At 60.6% G+C, this 17,582-nt stretch carries 14 protein-coding genes; 5 read left to right on the forward strand and 9 right to left on the reverse strand.

The genetic code is table 11. The features are described 5' to 3' along the window. Positions 1-2,142: type I secretion C-terminal target domain-containing protein (locus tag BCL93_RS13625; protein WP_181463102.1), on the forward strand; the 2,142-nt coding region annotated here is incomplete at its 5' end. Positions 2,143-2,202: 60 nt separating this feature from the next. Beyond that, positions 2,203-2,535 carry a tryptophan synthase subunit beta like protein gene (locus tag BCL93_RS13630; RefSeq protein WP_112055813.1) on the forward strand — a complete coding sequence of 111 codons (333 nt, stop codon included), beginning with the start codon at positions 2,203-2,205 and terminating at the stop codon, positions 2,533-2,535. Between the two features lie 128 nt (positions 2,536-2,663). On the opposite strand, the gene BCL93_RS13635 is transcribed toward BCL93_RS13630, so the two are convergent. The 8 genes from BCL93_RS13635 to iscB form a co-directional block, all read right to left on the reverse strand. Then, entirely contained in the window at positions 2,664-4,568 is a 1,905-nt protein-coding gene (locus BCL93_RS13635) for a bifunctional diguanylate cyclase/phosphodiesterase (RefSeq protein ID WP_112055814.1), read from the reverse strand. A 43-nt stretch (positions 4,569-4,611) separates the two neighbouring features. Further along, positions 4,612-5,319: a transglutaminase-like cysteine peptidase gene (locus BCL93_RS13640; protein ID WP_112055815.1), complete on the reverse strand. Its 708-nt coding sequence runs from the start codon at positions 5,317-5,319 to the stop codon at positions 4,612-4,614. A 58-nt stretch (positions 5,320-5,377) separates the two neighbouring features. Then, on the reverse strand, positions 5,378-6,598 hold the full coding sequence (locus tag BCL93_RS13645; protein WP_112055816.1) for a cation diffusion facilitator family transporter: 1,221 nt from the start codon (positions 6,596-6,598) through the stop codon (positions 5,378-5,380). Between the two features lie 204 nt (positions 6,599-6,802). Beyond that, on the reverse strand, positions 6,803-7,963 hold the full coding sequence (locus BCL93_RS13650) for a 1-acyl-sn-glycerol-3-phosphate acyltransferase (RefSeq protein ID WP_258396556.1): 1,161 nt from the start codon (positions 7,961-7,963) through the stop codon (positions 6,803-6,805). Positions 7,964-8,012: 49 nt separating this feature from the next. After that, the gene (locus BCL93_RS13655) at positions 8,013-8,936 is read right to left on the reverse strand and encodes a recombination-associated protein RdgC (protein ID WP_112055818.1); all 924 of its coding nucleotides are present in this window, start codon (positions 8,934-8,936) and stop codon (positions 8,013-8,015) included. Between the two features lie 114 nt (positions 8,937-9,050). Further along, entirely contained in the window at positions 9,051-9,827 is a 777-nt protein-coding gene (locus tag BCL93_RS13660) for a UDP-2,3-diacylglucosamine diphosphatase (protein ID WP_112055819.1), read from the reverse strand. A gap of 162 nt (positions 9,828-9,989) precedes the next feature. After that, positions 9,990-10,502, reverse strand: coding sequence for a peptidylprolyl isomerase (locus BCL93_RS13665; RefSeq protein ID WP_112055820.1), 513 nt, complete (start codon positions 10,500-10,502; stop codon positions 9,990-9,992). Positions 10,503-10,568: 66 nt separating this feature from the next. Continuing rightward, on the reverse strand, positions 10,569-11,930 hold the full coding sequence (gene iscB / locus BCL93_RS13670) for an RNA-guided endonuclease IscB (protein ID WP_112055821.1): 1,362 nt from the start codon (positions 11,928-11,930) through the stop codon (positions 10,569-10,571). Between the two features lie 466 nt (positions 11,931-12,396). Between iscB and BCL93_RS13675 the strand changes: the two genes are divergently transcribed. Beyond that, the gene (locus tag BCL93_RS13675) at positions 12,397-14,076 is read left to right on the forward strand and encodes a glutamine--tRNA ligase/YqeY domain fusion protein (RefSeq protein WP_112055822.1); all 1,680 of its coding nucleotides are present in this window, start codon (positions 12,397-12,399) and stop codon (positions 14,074-14,076) included. A gap of 1 nt (position 14,077) precedes the next feature. Continuing rightward, the gene (cysS, locus tag BCL93_RS13680) at positions 14,078-15,463 is read left to right on the forward strand and encodes a cysteine--tRNA ligase (protein ID WP_112055823.1); all 1,386 of its coding nucleotides are present in this window, start codon (positions 14,078-14,080) and stop codon (positions 15,461-15,463) included. Positions 15,464-15,487: 24 nt separating this feature from the next. Here the strand turns inward: cysS and BCL93_RS13685 are convergent, their stop codons facing one another. After that, positions 15,488-16,615, reverse strand: a complete 1,128-nt coding sequence (locus BCL93_RS13685; protein ID WP_258396558.1) for a DUF1853 family protein — start codon at positions 16,613-16,615, stop codon at positions 15,488-15,490. Between the two features lie 57 nt (positions 16,616-16,672). On the opposite strand from BCL93_RS13685, the gene osmF reads away from it, so the two are divergent. Beyond that, entirely contained in the window at positions 16,673-17,581 is a 909-nt protein-coding gene (gene osmF, locus BCL93_RS13690; RefSeq protein ID WP_112055824.1) for a glycine betaine ABC transporter substrate-binding protein OsmF, read from the forward strand. The last annotated feature ends 1 nt before the right edge of the window (position 17,582 follow it).

Raw genomic sequence — 17,582 nt, forward strand, 5'->3', positions numbered from 1 at the left:
AGTGCCACCGGCACGCTCACCTACACCGTCAGTGACGGCACCGCCACCGATACCGCGACGGTGACCCTGACCGTTAACGGCGTGAACGACGCCCCAGCGTCATCGGATTCCCAATTTACGGTTCAGGAAGATACAGCCTATACGCTAGATCTCGATGATTTCGGGCATTACACCGATATTGAAGGCGATGCCTTGGCGGCCATCGAAATCACTTCGCTTCCGGAAAATGGCGTACTGGAGCTATCGGGGGAGCAGGTGTCTGCGGGTGACACCATTGCTATCTCCGCTATTGAGGCCGGCGATCTCGTATTCGTGCCCGACACGAATACGGATGAAGATGGTGCCTTTGGATTCCGCGTCCAGGATGCCGCCGGTGACTGGTCGCAGAGCACTTATCAGGCCGCGGTAGTGGTAGAGGCGATTGCCGATACACCTGAGGTTGCCATCCAGCTCGGCGCCCCTTCGGAGCTCAAGGATACGCTTCAGTATGAGAGCAAGTCTCTGACCTTCGATGCTAAGCTCGGCGACGATAAGGGTGATGGCAACATCGATGGCAACTCCAGTAACTACGAGGAAAGTGTCTCCCAGACACTGAGCTTCGGCCCGCAATATGCGGGACAGACGGTATCCCTGACACTGGATGTCGATATTCAGGGTACCTGGAACCAGGGATGGGGAGTTACCGATGATTATTGGCAGGTGCTGTCAGGTGATGAGGTGCTCGAGACATTCAAATATGGTTCACCTTTGAACGAGGACGTGTCAGGGAATGTCATCACCAACATAGCCGTGGTACTTGATGAAAACGGTGAAGTGGAACTGTCGTTCCGAGCCTCTACCACTGAGAAAAGCGAAACGGTCACCATCAATGGGGCAACCGGCGAGGTGGCCGGCACTACCTATGAGGTCGTCACAGGATATGAATATTCCATCGATGTCTCGGCGGCGCTTCAGGATCGCGATGGCTCCGAGAGCCTGAGCCTGTTGATCGAAGGGGTGCCGGAGGGCGCGACGCTTAGCCAAGGAACAGACAACGGCGATGGTACCTGGACGCTGTCGGTGGCGCCCGGAGAACAAGACTTTGCGACCAACCTTACAATGACAACACCCGCTAATGTGAATGGTGGCTTTACGCTTACTGTTAAGGCGACGGCGACAGAGGCGTCTGGAGGCGACTTGGCCGTGAATACGGCGATGGCAGTCGCATCTGCTTATGAGCCAGGAAGCCCGAGTCTCGACGCGCCGTCAGCCGAACCGATCATTGCCGGTTACCACGGCTATGTCTCCGGCCAAGGTAATGGTAACAATACCGGCACCTATGCCAATAACAATGGCTTGAAGGAGACCTCGGCTTCCAATGCTGAAGCGATAGTCAGTGCCGATGGCTTTTACTCGGTGGAACGAAACGGCAATCCGCATTCAGAAACCAGCGATAGAATTGATCCAACCGAAGCACTTGTCCTTGAGCTGGGCCAAGCGGTAAACAGTGTGACCTTCGAAGTTCAGGGGAATGTTGGCGAGGCTCAGTGGTCTGTATTTGCCGCTAATGGCGATCGCCTTGGGGGGGGCAGCGCTCTCGGTGAGCCTAATAGTGAAGGCTTCCTGACGGTCTCCTACGATATGCCTTTTAGCTATATTGCCCTGGATGGTGGTGATGATTCTGCCTTCGCGGTCAAGCCAATCGGTGTCGGCATTGCGGGCACAGCCTCGGATGACACACTGAATGGGTCGGCGGGAGACGATACGCTGATCGGCGGTGAGGGAGACGACATCCTCTATGGCCAGGAAGGTGCTGATGTCTTTGCTTGGCAACTCGGTGACGAAGGGCAACCCGGCAACCCGGCCCAGGATACTGTGAAGGACTTTTCGCTTGCCGAAGGGGATTCCCTCGATCTTGCCGAGCTGCTGGTCGACGAGCAACCTGGCTCAATTGATGACTATTTGCATGCCGCACCCAGCGCCAGTGGCGGCGACACCATCCTGCATGTCAGTACTGGCGGAGGTTTTGCTGGCGATTATGCCAACAATTCGGGGCAGGAAAATCAGACGATTACCCTGGAGGGGGTGTCGATGGGTGATCAATCGTCACAGGAATTTATCAACGATCTGATTAATAATGGCAACCTGAATATTGATCAATGATGGGTCTGTGGCGATATCGCAAGCCCGTGTCAGGGATGAAACGTCTCGCGAGGAGGCAGTGTGTACATCAAACGCAATAAGGCGGGAGATATCGAGCAGGTCAGCCGCGTAGCGACAGACGAGTGTCGGGAGCGAATCGATGTTGACGACCCCGAACTGGATGTCTTTCTGGGACGAGAAGACAATGAAAGCGGGGCCAGGCTCGCCCAGTCGGATTTGGGTCTGGTTCGCGTGATTGAGGACCTGGTCGATGTGCTCATCGAACGCAACTTGATCAGCTTCACCGACCTACCAGAGCCTGCGCGGGAAAAATTGATGACTCGCCAGACTCTACGTCAGCGTCGTAACAGCGTGAGTCTGTTAAGCGAGCAAGACGAGGAAGAGTCAATTTAGGTCCCAACTTAGTTCAATGCGGTCCCGTTGTTGCTTGAACCTCATAAGCCGGATTTGCCATTGGCCAATCCGGCTTATTCGTGACTGCCTGTATCGTGACTTTGCGCGGTACGGCTTTGCGTATTGCATTAATCCTTGATCTTGATTGCTGTTCCCGTTACACCATCCATGCCGATCTCAAGGAGCACTCGATGCTCGCCAGGCGTTGATACGCCCTCGGCGATAGCCAGGATGCCCAGCGAGTGACTGAGGGTGGCCATGCCGCGAAGCAGGGTCTGTTGGGCCGGTTGATGGTCAACCCCTTTAGTAAGTGAGGTATCGAACTTCAAGTAGCTAAGACCACTGTCCTGCAGATCGGCTAGGCGAGTAAATTGCTGTCCGACGTGCTCAAGACCAATACGGCATTCGAAACGGCGCAGGTCACGGCAAAGTGACTTGAAGTCCTCCATATGATGGACGGCCACCGATTCGGGTAACTCCAGCCATAAACGCTTTGCCTCTCGAGGGTAGGCCGTCAGCAGTTCGCTCAACCGCTGTCGGAAACCGGTACTTGAAATGGCCCTTGAAGAGAGGTTGAGTGCCAGAGGGGTCTCTTCCTTTTCAAGACAATGGAGAGCACTAGTGATGCTGGCCAGATCCAGGGCGTCATCCATCCCGAACCGCGAGATCCAGCCAAGATAAACGCCTGCTGGTTGCCACTCGCCTCCCAACCATAGTCGTGACGGGCATTCCTCGTGTAACAAGTTGCCTTCGGCATCCATGACAGGGTAACGAGCCAACTGGACGCCATGAGTGAGTGCAGCATCCAGGGCGCTGCGCCATTCAGCGTGGGTGCTAAACAGCAGGTGGCTCGCTTTCTGGTCGGTCACGCAAACCGTTCTGCCGCCACGAAGCTCAGCCTTGGCGAGTTCACCATCAAGCTGACTCAGCAGCACGTCACGGGGTTCGTGGCGCGAAAAGCCCACAATGCCAATGGGAAGGTTGAGGAGCACCGGTTGGCGATCGGCAATCGGATGCAGGCGTCGTTTGAGCTGATCTGAAACATCATCAGGTGACAGGCCATTGGGCAGCAGCAGCGCAAAATCACTGCCATTGAGCCGCCCCGCCTGGCTTCCCGGATATTCCAGGGCAAACTGTTGGAGTGTGATGGCCAGGTCATGGAGGAAGCGGTCGGTCTCGGGACGTCCCATTCCATCATTGAGGCCTTCAAGGTCGGTGACGCGTACTATGGCTAAGCAGCCATGATGGAACTCTTCGTCGTTTTCCAGCACATATTCCAGACGCGTCATGAAGTAAGAACGGTTGGCAATGCCAGTGGGTTCATCCTGTTGTAGCTTGCGCCGTAATTCTTCGAGCTGACCGCTTTCACGGGTCAGCATCTGACGTACGCTGCCAGACAGCCTGTTCATGGCCATGACAAGATCGCGCAATTCCCGCGTCTTGGGTTCTGGAGAGATGGTGAAGCGCCGATTGCCGATGTCGTTGGCCTGGGCAATAACCGCCGTCAACGGGCGTTGGATGCGACGTACGATCAGCCAGGCGATCAGGGCGCTGATTAGCGCGGCGAGGGCAAACCACATCACCAGCCTCTGGCTGCTTTGCCACAGGGAGCGATAAGCATAGCTATGTTGGCTTTCGATTGTCAGGGTCCCGTATTGGCGCCAGCCGTCCTGCACTACGGCATGGCCGGCTGGAACGGAGATGCGGGCCAGTTCGACAAACCAGGCGGGGACATCGCCAATGAACGTCGGGGCCTCACGACGCAGGATGAGTTCGCCACTGGGATCCCGCAATTCGATGCGTCGATAGTGGCCGGTATCGAACTGGGCGGCCAGCAGGAGCTCGATGGTGACGGGGTCCTTGTCAAGCTGGCTCATGGACAAGGCGAGGGCATTGGCGTTGTCGGCGTTCTTGATGCGCACTTCCTGCTCGATGTAATGCCGACTCGTGGACAAGCCCACGATCAGGCTGCCGCCGAAAGCGAGTAACAGTACCGTCGCGATGGCGAGCCATAGCTGCTTGATTAGAGACATCCCGAGCCTCCCCTGTGCCGCCCGAAGGCGTTGCTGTCGATCATCATCCTAGAAATCCTTGTTCTCGCATCCTTGCCAGTACGTTGCGCCAGCGTGATAGCCGCTGGACGGGGTCGGCTCGCGAGCGGCTGGAGCCGCCTGCCCAAAGGCCGTCGCTATTGAAGCTGAACACGGGGGTGAGATCGAGCCGCTCGCTAGCCGGCCGGATGGTCTCCACCAGATTGTCCAATACGAGAGGTTCCGCGCCGGGCAAGCGGTAGTACCCCAGCACCATATGCGCCTGAGAAAGCCCGCCGCGCCCAAGACTTGCGCGCACGTATATCAGCCTGAGCCGCTCAATGGGCACGCCCAGCTGCATGAGGCTTATATACTTGGCGATCGTAAAGTCTTCGCAGTCACCTTTGCCCCTTCCCAGCGTTTCCAACGGTGTGGCCCAGTAATCCTCCTGTTGCCAGATGGCGCGATCATCAAGCCAGCGGATGCGCTGATTGAAGAAATCGTTGACCCCCGCCAGCTGCTCGGCGATGCCGAGTGGCTTAAGGCGCTCGAGCAATGCAAGCCAGGCGTTCAGGGCAGCCGTGCCCTCGGTGCCGTAGCGAGACTGCATGACCTGGCGTAATCGCGAGGGATCGAGCGCTGCGCCGACCGGCGACGACAGACCCAGGCAGGCACCCGCCAATAAACCTCCCAACCCCATCAGCAGCTGACGTCGCTGACGGCGAAAGGTAGGGCTGGCAAGTGGTCGAGCCATCGACGATTTCCTGCCCGAAGGGCCTAAAGGAGAGATGTTTTAAGGCCAAGTGAATATATCAGGCCTTGCCTGGCCCCTGCCAGATACGTAACCGACCGATCCAAGGCAAGCCGGCGGCATGCTTTCGCAGGCTATCGGCCGCCTCGTCGAGGTTAACTTCGGGCTGCAACTGCTGCACGTAGAGGGACACGTCGATGCGCTGGTCCAGATAGTGAAGGTCCAGGGTCAAGCAGGATTCCCAGGCGGCGAGTCCGGACCAGGCCTTGGCGAGTTCGGTCTCCACTTCCTCACGCAGCGGCAGCGCATGAAGAGGGCTCTGTGGTGGTGCGTGCTGATCGTCTTCGGGGTCGATGTGGAACGTCACATCGCTAAGGTCTGGAAATGAATGATGCAGTTGTCGGCAGACTTCATTGCCGACTTCATGGGCTTCCGAGACGGTGACTCGGGGGTGTACCACTAGGTGCAGGTCGAGCAATATCTGGCCGCCGACGGTGCGAGTGCGCAGGTCGTGCACGCCGCGAACGCCTGGGACCTGTTCGGCGGTTTCTCGCATGCGTTGCTGGTCGGACGCGGGGAGCGCGGTGTCGATCAGCTCCTGGCTCGCTTCCCACAAGAGCGAGCCGCCTATCTTACCGACCATGATGGCGACCACCACAGCCGCTGCGCCATCCAGCCAGCCGGCCCCGAGCTGAGCGCCAAGCAGGCCAACCAGCACCACCACGGTGGATAGCGCATCGGAGCGCGAGTGCCAGGCATTGGCCTCGAGAAGTTTGGAGCCTACCTGCTTGGCGATCTTCATCGTGTAACGATAGATCCACTCCTTGGCGAGCAGAGCCACCACGGCGATGCCGATCGCCCAGGGCCCAGGCGCCAGAACCGGCGTGCCGCTGAAAAGCCGCTCAAGGCTGGCCCAGGCGATGGCACCGGCAACGAAGATCAAGATGCTGCCGAGCCACAGTGTCGCCAGCGTTTCGATGCGACCGTGGCCGTAGGGGTGACCGCTATCGGGCGCTTGACGACCGAAGTGGGTGGCGCCGATCACGAAGATGTCGGTGAGGATGTCTGAGAAGGAATGAATGCCATCGGCCACCAGGGCCGCCGAGCCGACCATCAGCCCTGCCACCAGCTTGAACATGCCCACCACGAAGTCGATGCCTGCACCAATCAGGGTGACCCGATGTGCGGCCCGTGTGTTGGCAGCGTGGTGATCAGCCTGGTTCTTGGCCGTGCTGTCGATAGCGTGATCGCCAGCCGAAGTGGGGGAGTGGGGGTGAGCCATAGGGATTACCTCAAACGGATGGCCCATCGCGATGGAGCCGGTGGCTGAGAGTGTGGTCGAAAGTGTGGCCTAGAGTGTGGCTTAGGGTGTGGCAAAGAGTGTAGCTGAGAACGCGGTCGTGCCCGGCATTGGGCGGTGCCTGGGCAGTGGGCACCGCCCAGGCGATAGGGCGTAGGCGGGCCCTATCGTGCGGGCTTGTCGTAGCTAGAGTCGACCGGCGCGGTTGAGTACGGGGTTGGCGTATTGGGCAAGCCACCAGTCACGTAGGTGAGTGGGAACCTCTGCCAGTCGGGCATGAAAACGCTGGCGATCAATGTCGGTGACCTCGGTCAGGTCGACGAGATCTGGCGCCAGTCCGCTGGCTTCGAGGGCCAGTTGGTGACTCGGGAAGAGATGATAGCCTTTCATGACTTGCTGATCGATCTCTTGGGCAACTGCCTCAGGACTTTCAAAATCCGCTGACAGTGGCGTGCCGAAGGTCAGCTTGATGCGTCCCTTGGCGCCGGTGATGCCGGCGACGATGGAGCGAATGTCCTCGAACTCGATCTTCTGGTAAGCGCCCTCGGTATGCATGGCATAGAGCTCACGGGCCTTTTGCAGGTCGCAGGGGTCATACTCGTAGCTGATCGACACCGGCACCATGCGTAGCTCGCGGATGATATCGCCGAGCTTTGCCTGCTTGTCGGCCTGGCGCCCTGACATGGTCAGCATCTTGATGATCGCCGGGTCGGCGCGGTCGATGCCGTCCTTGGCGCGGCCTTCGCGCTGTGCCATCCAGATCGAATGATTATCCTCGCCAATCGAGTGGCGGATATAGCTTGAAAGTAGCTGATATGCCGCCAGCATGGCGCGCTTGCCCTTGGCCGAGCGCGGCACGATGAAGCTCTTGTTGAGGCGCATGAGATCCGACACATAGGGCTTCTGAAGCAGGTTGTCACCGATGGCGATGCGTACCGTGCTGCGGCCAGCCTGATAGAGCGCGTAGTTGACGAAGGCCGGGTCGAGGGCGATATCGCGATGATTGCCGATGAACAGATAGGCCTGGTCATCCTCCAGACGATCGAGGCCTTCCACCTCGAAAGTGTCGGTCGTGGTACGGATCATGCGCTGCATGTAGCTGGCGATGCGCATCTGAAAGTCATACACGCTATTCACCCCGCGCATTTCGCGGCGGATGGCGAAGCTGGCGATGGTGCGCGCCAAGCGTGGCGCCAGCCGAGCGAGTCTTGGAAGCTTGAACTGGGTCAGGGCATCGAGCAGCTCAGCATTATTGGCCAGCCGTACGATGACCTCGGCCACCTCATCGTCCTTGTAGGGGCGAATATCGGCGAAGGGGTCGTTTGTTGTGGCGGAATTTGTGGTCACGATGAAGAAATCACGAGGTTGAAGACTAAAAAGAGGTAAAGGGCGCCGATCATGGGCTGGGCGCAGCCGAGGCTTCGCCGTCCAACCAGCCGATCAGTCGTTCCACGACCTCGGCCAGCGTCTGTGCCATCAGCACGAAGTCGGCTTCCATGCGCAGTATGGCGTCATCGCCGTCATTGGCTTGGTTAGCCTCATCGAGCAGCGCATCGGAAAAACGCAGAGATTTGAGCGCGAGGTCGTCGTGCAGGACCAGGGATAGCTGCCCTTCGACCTCGAGTGCCAGCTTGTGGGCTTGGCGTCCGCCTTCGAGTAGGGTCTGGATCTCGTCGCTGTCCAGATCCACGGCCCGGGCGCGCAGCACGCCATCATCTCCCTGAGCCTTGAGCTCGACCTGGTCGCCGAGTAAAAGGCCAGTCGGGCGACTGTCCGCTTCCTTGAGCCATGCGGTCATGGCGCGAATCGGCAAGGCTTGGGTCGCAAGCGGAGTCACCTTGAGGCTGCCCAGCGTCTGGCGCAGCAGGTCGAGAATTTCCTCGGCGCGGGCACGGCTGCTGGCGTTGACGGCGATCAGGTCGCGGCGCGTGTCCCACCACAGGTCGACCTTCTGACTCTTGATGAAGGCGCGCGGCAGCAGTTCTTCGTAGACCTGTTCCTTGATCGCCTGCTTTTCCTTGCGTGGCAGTGGACGGCCTTCGGCGGCCTCCCGGTCGGCGCAGCGCTCCTCGACTTCTTCTCGCACCACGCTTGCCGGCAGCACGCGCTCCTGACGCAGTGCCGACAGCAGGCGGTGCCCCTGGATCTCATGGAGGTGGCGTTCACTGCCACGGCCGCCTGGCGTCCGCCAGCCCAGCCGCGTGGCTTCGCTACCTCCCAGCGGGCGGAAGGCCTGTTCGGCGAGCTGGTCGTCCAGGTCGTCGTGGGCGATCTGCGGTGCGTCATGCAGGCGATAGAGATGCAGGTGCTTAAACCACATGGCAAGTCTCTGACAAAAAAGGAGCAACATTATGGCCAAAGGGGGCCTTCGGTGCCAGCTCTGGGCTGGCGATGCGCATGTCGTTCTGGCGCATGCGCACCTTCTGGCCAGGCCTCAAGCGCTGGGCGGTGCGTCAAGCGGGAAGTCGCGCAGCTCGGGAGCTTTTCCGGCTTCGAGGCGAATATCCCAGCCTTGATCGGGCTGCCAGTCGCCCAGCACGATGCGTATGGCAGGCTGGTCATTGAGCGTGAGGTCATGGATGGCTGGGCGGTGCGTATGGCCGTGAATCAGCAGGGCCGCGCCATGTGCCTTCATGGCCTTGACCACCTCATCGGGCGTGACATCCATGATGTCCTCGGCCTTGTTGGAGTTGGCATCGCCAGACTGCTCGCGGATCTGCTTGGCCAGCGCTAGGCGCTCAGGGATAGACATCGCCAGAATCTGCGCCTGCCACTGAGGATCGCGGGCCTGGGCACGAAACGCCATGTAGGCCTCGTCCCGAGTACACAGGCTGTCGCCGTGCATCAGAAGGATCGGCTCGCCGTCGTTGTCGAGCTTGGTGGGGTCATCGAGCAGGGTAGCCCTACAGGCATCGGCAAAGCGCTTGCCCATCAGGAAGTCGCGGTTACCATGCATCAGATAGACCGCCGTACCGGCACTGCTCAGGCTGTTCAGCGCCTTGGCGACGCGCTTGACCAGGCCAGCGTTGCCGCTGGGTTCGGCTTCCGGCAAGTCGAGGATGTCATCGCCGACCCAGGCCTCGAAGAAATCGCCGAGGATATACAGAGCATCCGCCTTGCTGGCCGTTTGCTCCAGGTAGGTTAAGAGGCCGTCGGTGATCTCGGGGGCACCCGGGTGCAGGTGCAGGTCGGAAATCAGCAGAGTCGTCATGGCGAGCCTGTTTTTAGATGCAGTTTGTTTTGGTGCCGCTGGTGAATACTCAGCTGGCTTGGCGCCACCGTCGGGCACTTTTTACCATCGAGCATAATTCACCACCTGACAATATAACGAGACACGCCCGCGCGAAGGCGGGCGTGTCCGTAGGCGCAGTTCTCAGACGTCGCCTTGAGCGTCATCCTTGAGGTAGGCGCGCTGAATCACCACGTCGTCGGCGGGTACGTCGGCGTGCATGCCGCGGCGAGTGGTCGGCACGGCGCGAATCTTGTCGACCACGTCCATGCCATCGACCACCTTGCCGAACACGCAGTAGCCCCAGCCCTGCAGGTTCTTGCCGCTGTGATCGAGGAAGTCGTTGTCGGCGATGTTGATGAAGAATTGGGCGGTGGCCGAATGCGGGTCCTGGGTGCGGGCCATGGCCAGGGTGCCCTTGCGATTCTTCAGGCCGTTGTCGGCTTCGTTCTCGATTGGCTCACGGGTCGGTTTCTGGTTGAAGTCGGTGTCGAACCCACCGCCTTGAACCATGAAACCGTCGATGACGCGGTGGAAGAGAGTGTCGTCATAGTGGCCGTCGGTCACGTACTGCTGGAAATTCGCGGCGGTCTTGGGCGCCTTGTCGAAATCGAGCTCGATGGTGATGTCGCCGTAATTGGTCTTGAGAATAATCATCAGAATTTGCGTGGGATGCCCGGTACTTTGAGTGCCGGGAGGGATAGCGCGTCGCCCGAAGGGCGACTAGGCGGCCCGTTTCCCTTCTCCTTGTTGATGGATTGAAGATTTTCGGTGATAGCGATAGCCATCACCGCGTTGAAGAATCGAGCAGTATTTGTGTGAAATACCCTGCACGGCCCCATGTTCGTTTTGAATGTTGAAGCTACCCGACTTGCGGATCGCCACACGACCGACATGCGTGCCGGCTTTCTTGCCGGTCGGCACGATGGCCTTCACCATGTCGCCAGTCTGGAAGCCCTTCGCCCGCTTTTCTCGCATCAGATAGCCGCGTGGGAAGCCGTGCTTGGTCAGCCGCGTTCGCTGGTAGCTGCCGCGCCCCATGGCCTTGATGCTGAGGGTTGGCACCTGCCAGCCATGCAGCGCATTGACCTGGCCGACGCAGGCGGCATCCAGGGCATGCGTCTTCGGCACGCCCAACTGGCGACGGTTAAACTTGGTTTGGCTACCCGAGGCAATCTCGACCGGCAGGCCAGTGTTGGCCAATGCTCCATGCAAGGCCCATCGAGTGGCATTGACCGCCGAAGCATCGCGTAGCGGTCGTTTCTGTTCACGTATGACGCGCTGATAGCGCGTCTCCGCCGAGAGCTTATTGGCCTTGAGGCGCGTCTTGAGCCCCTTGTCGCGAGAAAAGAACGTCTCCAGCGAGTCGTTGCCCTTGGCCTGATTGCAGTCGTGGCAGGCGATGGCGAGATTGCTGACTCGATGGCTGCCGCCACGTGAGCGTGGTACCACATGCTCGGTCTCCAGCGGCGTGTCCGTGGTGCCGCAGTAGGCACATTCTCGTCCCCACTTCTCCAGCAGGTACTCGCGCACCTCGTAGCCCATCAGGGTGCCTTGTTGATACTCGACGCCACTGATCTCGGGGTTCTGCATCTGCTGCATGTCGAATCGCACCAGCTCCTGAGCCAGCTCGGTTATCGGGCCCAGCAGCCGCAGGCGGTGGATCCATGCTAGCTGGGTATCGACCCGGTGCTGAAGGCTCGGCGGCAACCAGCCCTCACGTCGCGTGCGGTTATTGAAACGTGGTGCTCGGTAGCGCAGCTGGTTGCGACGGCGACGGCGGAAGGCACGGCGCTGGGTCAGGGCCTCACGGATCTGGAAGCCACGATGCAATAGCTCGAACAGCGACAGGACGTGCTGGCCTTCGGCGCTCGAGCGCACCACGGCCACCCCTGTCGCCTTGCTGCCGGGATCGAGTTTCAGCGCCAGGCGCTGTGTCTCGCCACCGATCCGATCCCGCAGCCGGATCGTGAACGGGTAGCGCTTGTGCACCACAGCGCGTCCGCGCTCCAGCATCAACCGGGCACGTTTCTCGCTGCACGGCATCAACGGATGCTTCTGTTTATCTAACACGAAAACCGACATTCGATTTTCACCTTGTTCGAACCCTTACGGGTCTTGTGTCGCGGGCCTTTCGGCCCGTCTCCCTTCGGGAAGGTCAGTCACCGGCTCCTGCGTTGCCGCAGCGATCAGAACCTTCGGTGCTTTACCTTTCACCAGCATGATTCAGACCTTCCAGTGTCCGGAACTCAGGAAGCATTCCGGAGTGGGTCTTGACGACCTGTGACTAACGTAGCGGATTGGTTACCGCTTTCCCTGGTCAACCTGGCCTGTGGGTTTCAAAAGCCTCTCCCTTCAGGGAGAGGTAGTTGACGTCAGTTTCCCGGAAGTCGTAATGGGCGCCTTGGCGTTGCGCATCTGCGTCGCGCTATAATAGCTGTTTTGCATCGACGCGCGAAGTCGGCATCCGCCATCCGTCCAAGTCGGTTTGGATGGGTGAGAGGTCCGGCCAGTCGCCAGCGTACTCCATCAAGAGGTTCCCAGACGCCCCATGAGCAATGACAGCACCAGCGCCCCGAACTTCATTCGCAACCAGATCAGCGAAGAGATCGAGGCTGGCAAGGTCGACAAGATCGTTACCCGCTTTCCGCCGGAGCCCAATGGCTTCCTGCATATCGGCCATGCCAAGTCGATCTGCCTGAACTTCGGCCTGGCCGAGCAGTTTGGCGGCGACTGTCACCTGCGTTTCGATGACACCAACCCGGCCAAGGAAGAGCAGGCCTACATCGATGCCATCAAGGAAGACCTTCACTGGATGGGCTTCGAATGGGCCGGTGACGTGCGTTATGCGTCCGATTACTTCGACCAGCTCTACGCCTGGGCGCAGCACCTGATCCGCGAAGGCAAGGCCTATGTCGACGACCTGTCGCCGGACGAGATCCGCGAGTACCGTGGCACCCTGACCGAAGCCGGTCGGCCGAGCCCCTATCGCGAGCGCAGCCCCGAGGAAAGTCTCGACCTGCTCGAACGCATGAAGCAGGGCGAGTTCGCCGAGAGCGAGAAGGTGCTGCGCGCCAAGATCGATATGGCGTCACCCAACATCAATCTGCGCGACCCGATCCTCTATCGCATTCGCCACGCCAGTCATCACCAGACCGGCGAAAAGTGGAAGATCTATCCGTCCTACGACTTTGCTCACGGCCAGTCGGATGCCATCGAGGGCGTGACCCACTCGATCTGCACCCTAGAGTTCGAGGATCATCGCCCGCTCTACGAATGGTTCCTCGACAACCTGCCGGTGCCGGCCAAGCCGCGCCAGATCGAGTTCGCGCGACTCAACCTGAATTACACCCTGACCTCCAAGCGCAAGCTCAAGCTGCTGGTGGATCAGGGCATCGTCGATGGCTGGGACGACCCGCGCCTGCCGACAATTTCTGGTATGCGCCGCCGCGGCTACACGTCGGCGTCGATTCGCAAGTTCTGTGACATGATCGGCGTGACCCGTGCCGATGGCGGCCTGGTCGAGATTGGTATGCTCTATCACGCCATTCGCTCGGATCTTGAGGACAATGCGCCGCGCGCCATGTGCGTGATGAAGCCGCTCAAGGTGGTGTTGACCAACGTGCCCGAGGATCACGCTGAGGTGTTCGAGGTTGCGGGCCATCCGGCACGTGATGATATGGGCACCCGCAAACTGCCGTTCACCCGCGAGATCTGGATCGACCAGGACGACTTCATGGAGGAGCCGCCGAAGAAGTTCTTCCGCCTGGCGCCCGAAAAGGAAGTGCGGCTGCGCAATGGCTATGTGATCCGCTGCGATGAGGTTATCAAGGACGACGCTGGCGAGATCAGCGAGCTGCGCTGCTCGGTGGATTTCGAGACCCTCGGCAAGAACCCGGAAGGCCGCAAGGTCAAGGGCGTCATCCATTGGGTCAGCGCCGAGCACGGCGTGCCGGTCGAGGTGCGTCAGTACGATAACCTGTTCCAGGTCGAGCAGCCCGACAAGGACAAGGAGACCGACTTCCTGGAACACCTGAACCCTGAGTCGCTGGTGACCGTCCAGGGCATCGCCGAGCCCTCGATTCGTGACGTCGCTCCCGAGTCGCGCTATCAGTTCGAGCGGGTCGGCTATTTCTGCGCCGACCGTTATGCCTGCGTCGACGGCAAGATAGTGTTCAACCGCACCGTGGGTCTGAAGGATGGCTGGGCCAAGGCACAGAAGAAGGGCTGATATGCAGATTTACAACACCCTGACGCGCCGCAAGGAACCGCTCTCGCCGATCGAGCCCGGCAAGCTTGGCATGTACGTCTGCGGCATCACCGTCTATGACTACTGCCACATCGGGCATGCCCGGGTGATGGTGGCCTTCGATGTCATCACGCGCTACCTGCGTGCACGGGGCTACGACGTCAATTATGTGCGCAATATCACCGATATCGACGACAAGATCCTCAAGCGTGCCGAGGAGAACGGCGAGGCGATTGGAGCGCTGACCGAGCGCATGATCACCGCCATGCATGAGGACGAGGATCGGCTCAAGGTGTTGCGCCCGGACCACGAGCCCCGTGCGACTCGTCATATCGACGACATCGTTGAGATGATCGAGACCCTGATCGGCAAGGGGTTTGCCTACGCGGCCGAGAATGGCGATGTCTACTATCGGGTGCGCAAGTTTGCCGACTACGGCAAGCTCAACAACCGCGACCTGGATGAGATGCGCTCCGGTGCACGTATCGATGTGGGTGAGCATAAGGAAGACCCGCTGGACTTCGTGCTGTGGAAGGCCGCCAAGCCGGGCGAGACCAGCTGGCCCTCGCCCTGGGGTGAGGGTCGGCCCGGTTGGCACATCGAGTGCTCGGCCATGTCGACCTGCTGCCTGGGTGACACTTTCGATATCCATGGCGGCGGGCCGGACCTGACCTTTCCGCACCACGAAAATGAGATCGCCCAGAGCGAAGCGGCTACCGGTTCACGCTATGTGAACACCTGGATGCATGCCGGCGCGGTTCGGGTCGACAGCGAGAAGATGTCCAAGTCGCTGGGCAACTTCTTTACTATCCGCGAGGTGCTCGAAGTTCACGACCCGGAAGTGGTGCGCTATCTGCTGGTGGCGAGCCACTACCGCAGCCCGATCAACTATGCCCCGGATGCCCTCGATGATGCCCGTCGCTCGCTGGAGCGCTTCTACAACGCTCTGAACGGCGTCGAAGCGGTCGAAGGTCGGGTGGAGGCCCGCTTCGACGAGCGCTTCACGGCGGCCATGGATGATGATTTCAACACCCCCGAGGCCCTGGCGGTTCTCTTCGACCTGGCACGTGAGCTTAACGTGGCCAAGAAGGAGGCGCCCGAGACCGCCCCGGCGCTGGCCTTCGAGCTCAAGCGCCTGGGCGAGGTGCTGGGGCTCTTCGATCAGGACCCGGCGGCCTTCCTGCAGGCGGGCGCCACGGCGCTTGCCATCGGCGAGGACGAGATCGAAGCGCGCATTGCGGCTCGGGCCGCGGCCAAGAAGGCCAGGGACTTCGCCGAGGCCGATCGCATCCGCGAGGAACTCACGGCGCTGGGTATCACCCTCAAGGATTCCCGCGAGGGCACCACCTGGGTCGTCGATCGCGACTGAGACGATGTTTGGCCTTCGCCCGCCTCAGCGGGTGAAGGCCACCTGGGCGGGCGGCAGTGGCAGCTTGCGAGGCCAGTCGTCGCCGACAATGAATAGCCGGTGCCAGGTATCGTCCTCACCCTTGAGCACCAGGGGCAACGGTGCCGCGCCGGTGCTGAAGCGCGTCGCCAGATAGGCCTCGACTTCCTCGAGCGGTCTGAGCCGCTCGGGGAGCGGTGGCGCCAGCCAATGAGGCTTGTGCAGCCAGGCCCCTTGGGTGTCAGCGACCAGCTCGGCGCGAAAGGCCGGCCAGTCGTGCCAGGTGAGCCATTGGCCGCGCAGGTGCTCGGCGGTGGCTTCGACGGGCGAGGGCAGCGGCCTTTTTGCCGGGTCCCGCTGCCAGGGGTAGAAGAGCACGCCGGGCATCGCCATGCGCTGATCCAGGCTTCTTTCGCCATTCTCTAGGGCGTTGCGCCCACTCTGCGTACCTTTAGTGAACTCGCTGACGGCGAGGCGCGCCTCCGGGGTGTCGATCAGCGGCAGCTGATGGTGGAAGAGATGGCTTCGCTTGCCGGCCAGGCTATCCGCGCAGCCAGGCCCCACCCAGCGCGCCTGGTCAGTGGCGTCGCCGGGGCCCTCGGTGAGGCCCAGATAGAACTTGATCGCGACTTCCAGGTGAATGGGCACATCGCACGGACGGTGCTCCTGCTGCTGCAAGGAGGACGGTCGACGGCGGCTCGTTTGCTGATAGACCATGTCCAGCTCACCCAGCGTGCGTCGTTCCCGCATCACCGGCAGGTTGTGGGCCAGTAGCCGCGTATTGGGCGAGCTCTCGAGCAGGAATTGCCAGAGCCGTTCGTGATAGTGCCCGAGGCGCGCATTCATGGCGCCGCCTACCCAGTCTTCCAGTGCCTGGGGAGCGGCTTCCAACCGATCCAGATAGTCTCGCCAGCCCCCATTCGCAAGCCCCAGTTCATCAAGCCTCGGCCGGCCAGGGCAGGGCATGCTGAGCAAGTCCGGGGCGAGGCACAGCCAGCCAAGGTCACGCACCAGCGGGTGGCGCCAGGTGTCCAGCATGCCGTCGGGATTCGTTACTCTGTCGTCGTCCATCGATTCCTCAAGCCAGGACAGGCGTTTAACGTTGACGTCCTGCCAGACCATCCATCCTGACATTGTAACGTCAGTTCCTTATACTGCCTGAATACTTGGCATACCACTGGGGTAAGTGCGATGAAGCGGACATTGACATGGATAGCAGCATTGGCAACCAGTGCCATGGTCGGGCAGGCACAGGCTGCCGCCCCGGTGGTGGTGTCCTCGAAGATTGACACCGAGGGCTCGGTGCTCGGGGAACTGATCATGCAGTCGCTGGAAGCCGGCGGCATCGACACTGAAAACCGCCTGCAGCTGGGGGGCACCAGCATCGTGCGCCAGGCGATCATCGCCGGCGAGATCGATATCTACCCCGAGTACACCGGTAACGGTGCCTTCTTCTTCGACATGGCGGACAGTCCGGTGTGGAAGAATGCCGCCGAGGCTCATGCCAAGGTCAGTGAGCTGGATCGCGAGGCCAACGGCTTGGTGTGGCTTACCCCGGCCGAGGCCAATAATACCTGGGCGATGAGCGTGCGCGGTGACCTGGCCCGGGAGCATGGCCTCGAGTCCCTTGAGGACCTATCGACGTATCTTGCGCAAGGAGGTGAGCTCAAGTTTGCCGCCAGCGCTGAATTCGTCGAATCGGAAGCGGCCTTGCCGGCATTCGAGCAAGCCTATGGCTTCGAACTCGACTCTGACCAGCTGGTGGTGCTATCCGGCGGTAACACCGCCGCCACCCTGCGTGCCGCTGCACTGCAAACCAATGGCGTCAACGCCGCCATGGCCTACGGCACCGATGGCGGACTGAATGCGCTGGACCTGCACGTGCTCAAGGACACACTGGAAGTGCAGCCGGTCTATCAGCCGGCCCCGGTGGTGCGCCAAGAGGTGCTCGACGCCTATCCGCAGATTCCCGAACTGCTCTCGCCGGTGTTCGAGGCGCTGGACCTCGAGACGCTGCAGCGTCTGAACGGTGAAGTCGCCGTCAACGGCGCCGACCCGGCCAAGGTCGCGGCGACCTTCCTCGACCAGCTCGAGCAATAAG

This window comes from Onishia taeanensis (assembly GCF_003268885.1).
GTDB lineage: Bacteria > Pseudomonadota > Gammaproteobacteria > Pseudomonadales > Halomonadaceae > Onishia > Onishia taeanensis_A.

What these genes read in the sequence shown, in the direction of transcription:
- BCL93_RS13655 (WP_112055818.1), bottom strand. Translation starts at nt 8,936, where the DNA reads ATGTGGTTTAAGCACCTGCATCTCTATCGCCTGCATGACGCACCGCAG.
- iscB (WP_112055821.1), bottom strand. Translation starts at nt 11,930, where the DNA reads ATGTCGGTTTTCGTGTTAGATAAACAGAAGCATCCGTTGATGCCGTGC.
- BCL93_RS13665 (WP_112055820.1), bottom strand. Translation starts at nt 10,502, where the DNA reads ATGATTATTCTCAAGACCAATTACGGCGACATCACCATCGAGCTCGAT.
- cysS (WP_112055823.1), top strand. Translation starts at nt 14,078, where the DNA reads ATGCAGATTTACAACACCCTGACGCGCCGCAAGGAACCGCTCTCGCCG.
- BCL93_RS13635 (WP_112055814.1), bottom strand. Translation starts at nt 4,568, where the DNA reads ATGTCTCTAATCAAGCAGCTATGGCTCGCCATCGCGACGGTACTGTTA.
- osmF (WP_112055824.1), top strand. Translation starts at nt 16,673, where the DNA reads ATGAAGCGGACATTGACATGGATAGCAGCATTGGCAACCAGTGCCATG.
- BCL93_RS13675 (WP_112055822.1), top strand. Translation starts at nt 12,397, where the DNA reads ATGAGCAATGACAGCACCAGCGCCCCGAACTTCATTCGCAACCAGATC.
- BCL93_RS13660 (WP_112055819.1), bottom strand. Translation starts at nt 9,827, where the DNA reads ATGACGACTCTGCTGATTTCCGACCTGCACCTGCACCCGGGTGCCCCC.
- BCL93_RS13645 (WP_112055816.1), bottom strand. Translation starts at nt 6,598, where the DNA reads ATGGCTCACCCCCACTCCCCCACTTCGGCTGGCGATCACGCTATCGAC.
- BCL93_RS13685 (WP_258396558.1), bottom strand. Translation starts at nt 16,615, where the DNA reads ATGTCAGGATGGATGGTCTGGCAGGACGTCAACGTTAAACGCCTGTCC.
- BCL93_RS13640 (WP_112055815.1), bottom strand. Translation starts at nt 5,319, where the DNA reads ATGGCTCGACCACTTGCCAGCCCTACCTTTCGCCGTCAGCGACGTCAG.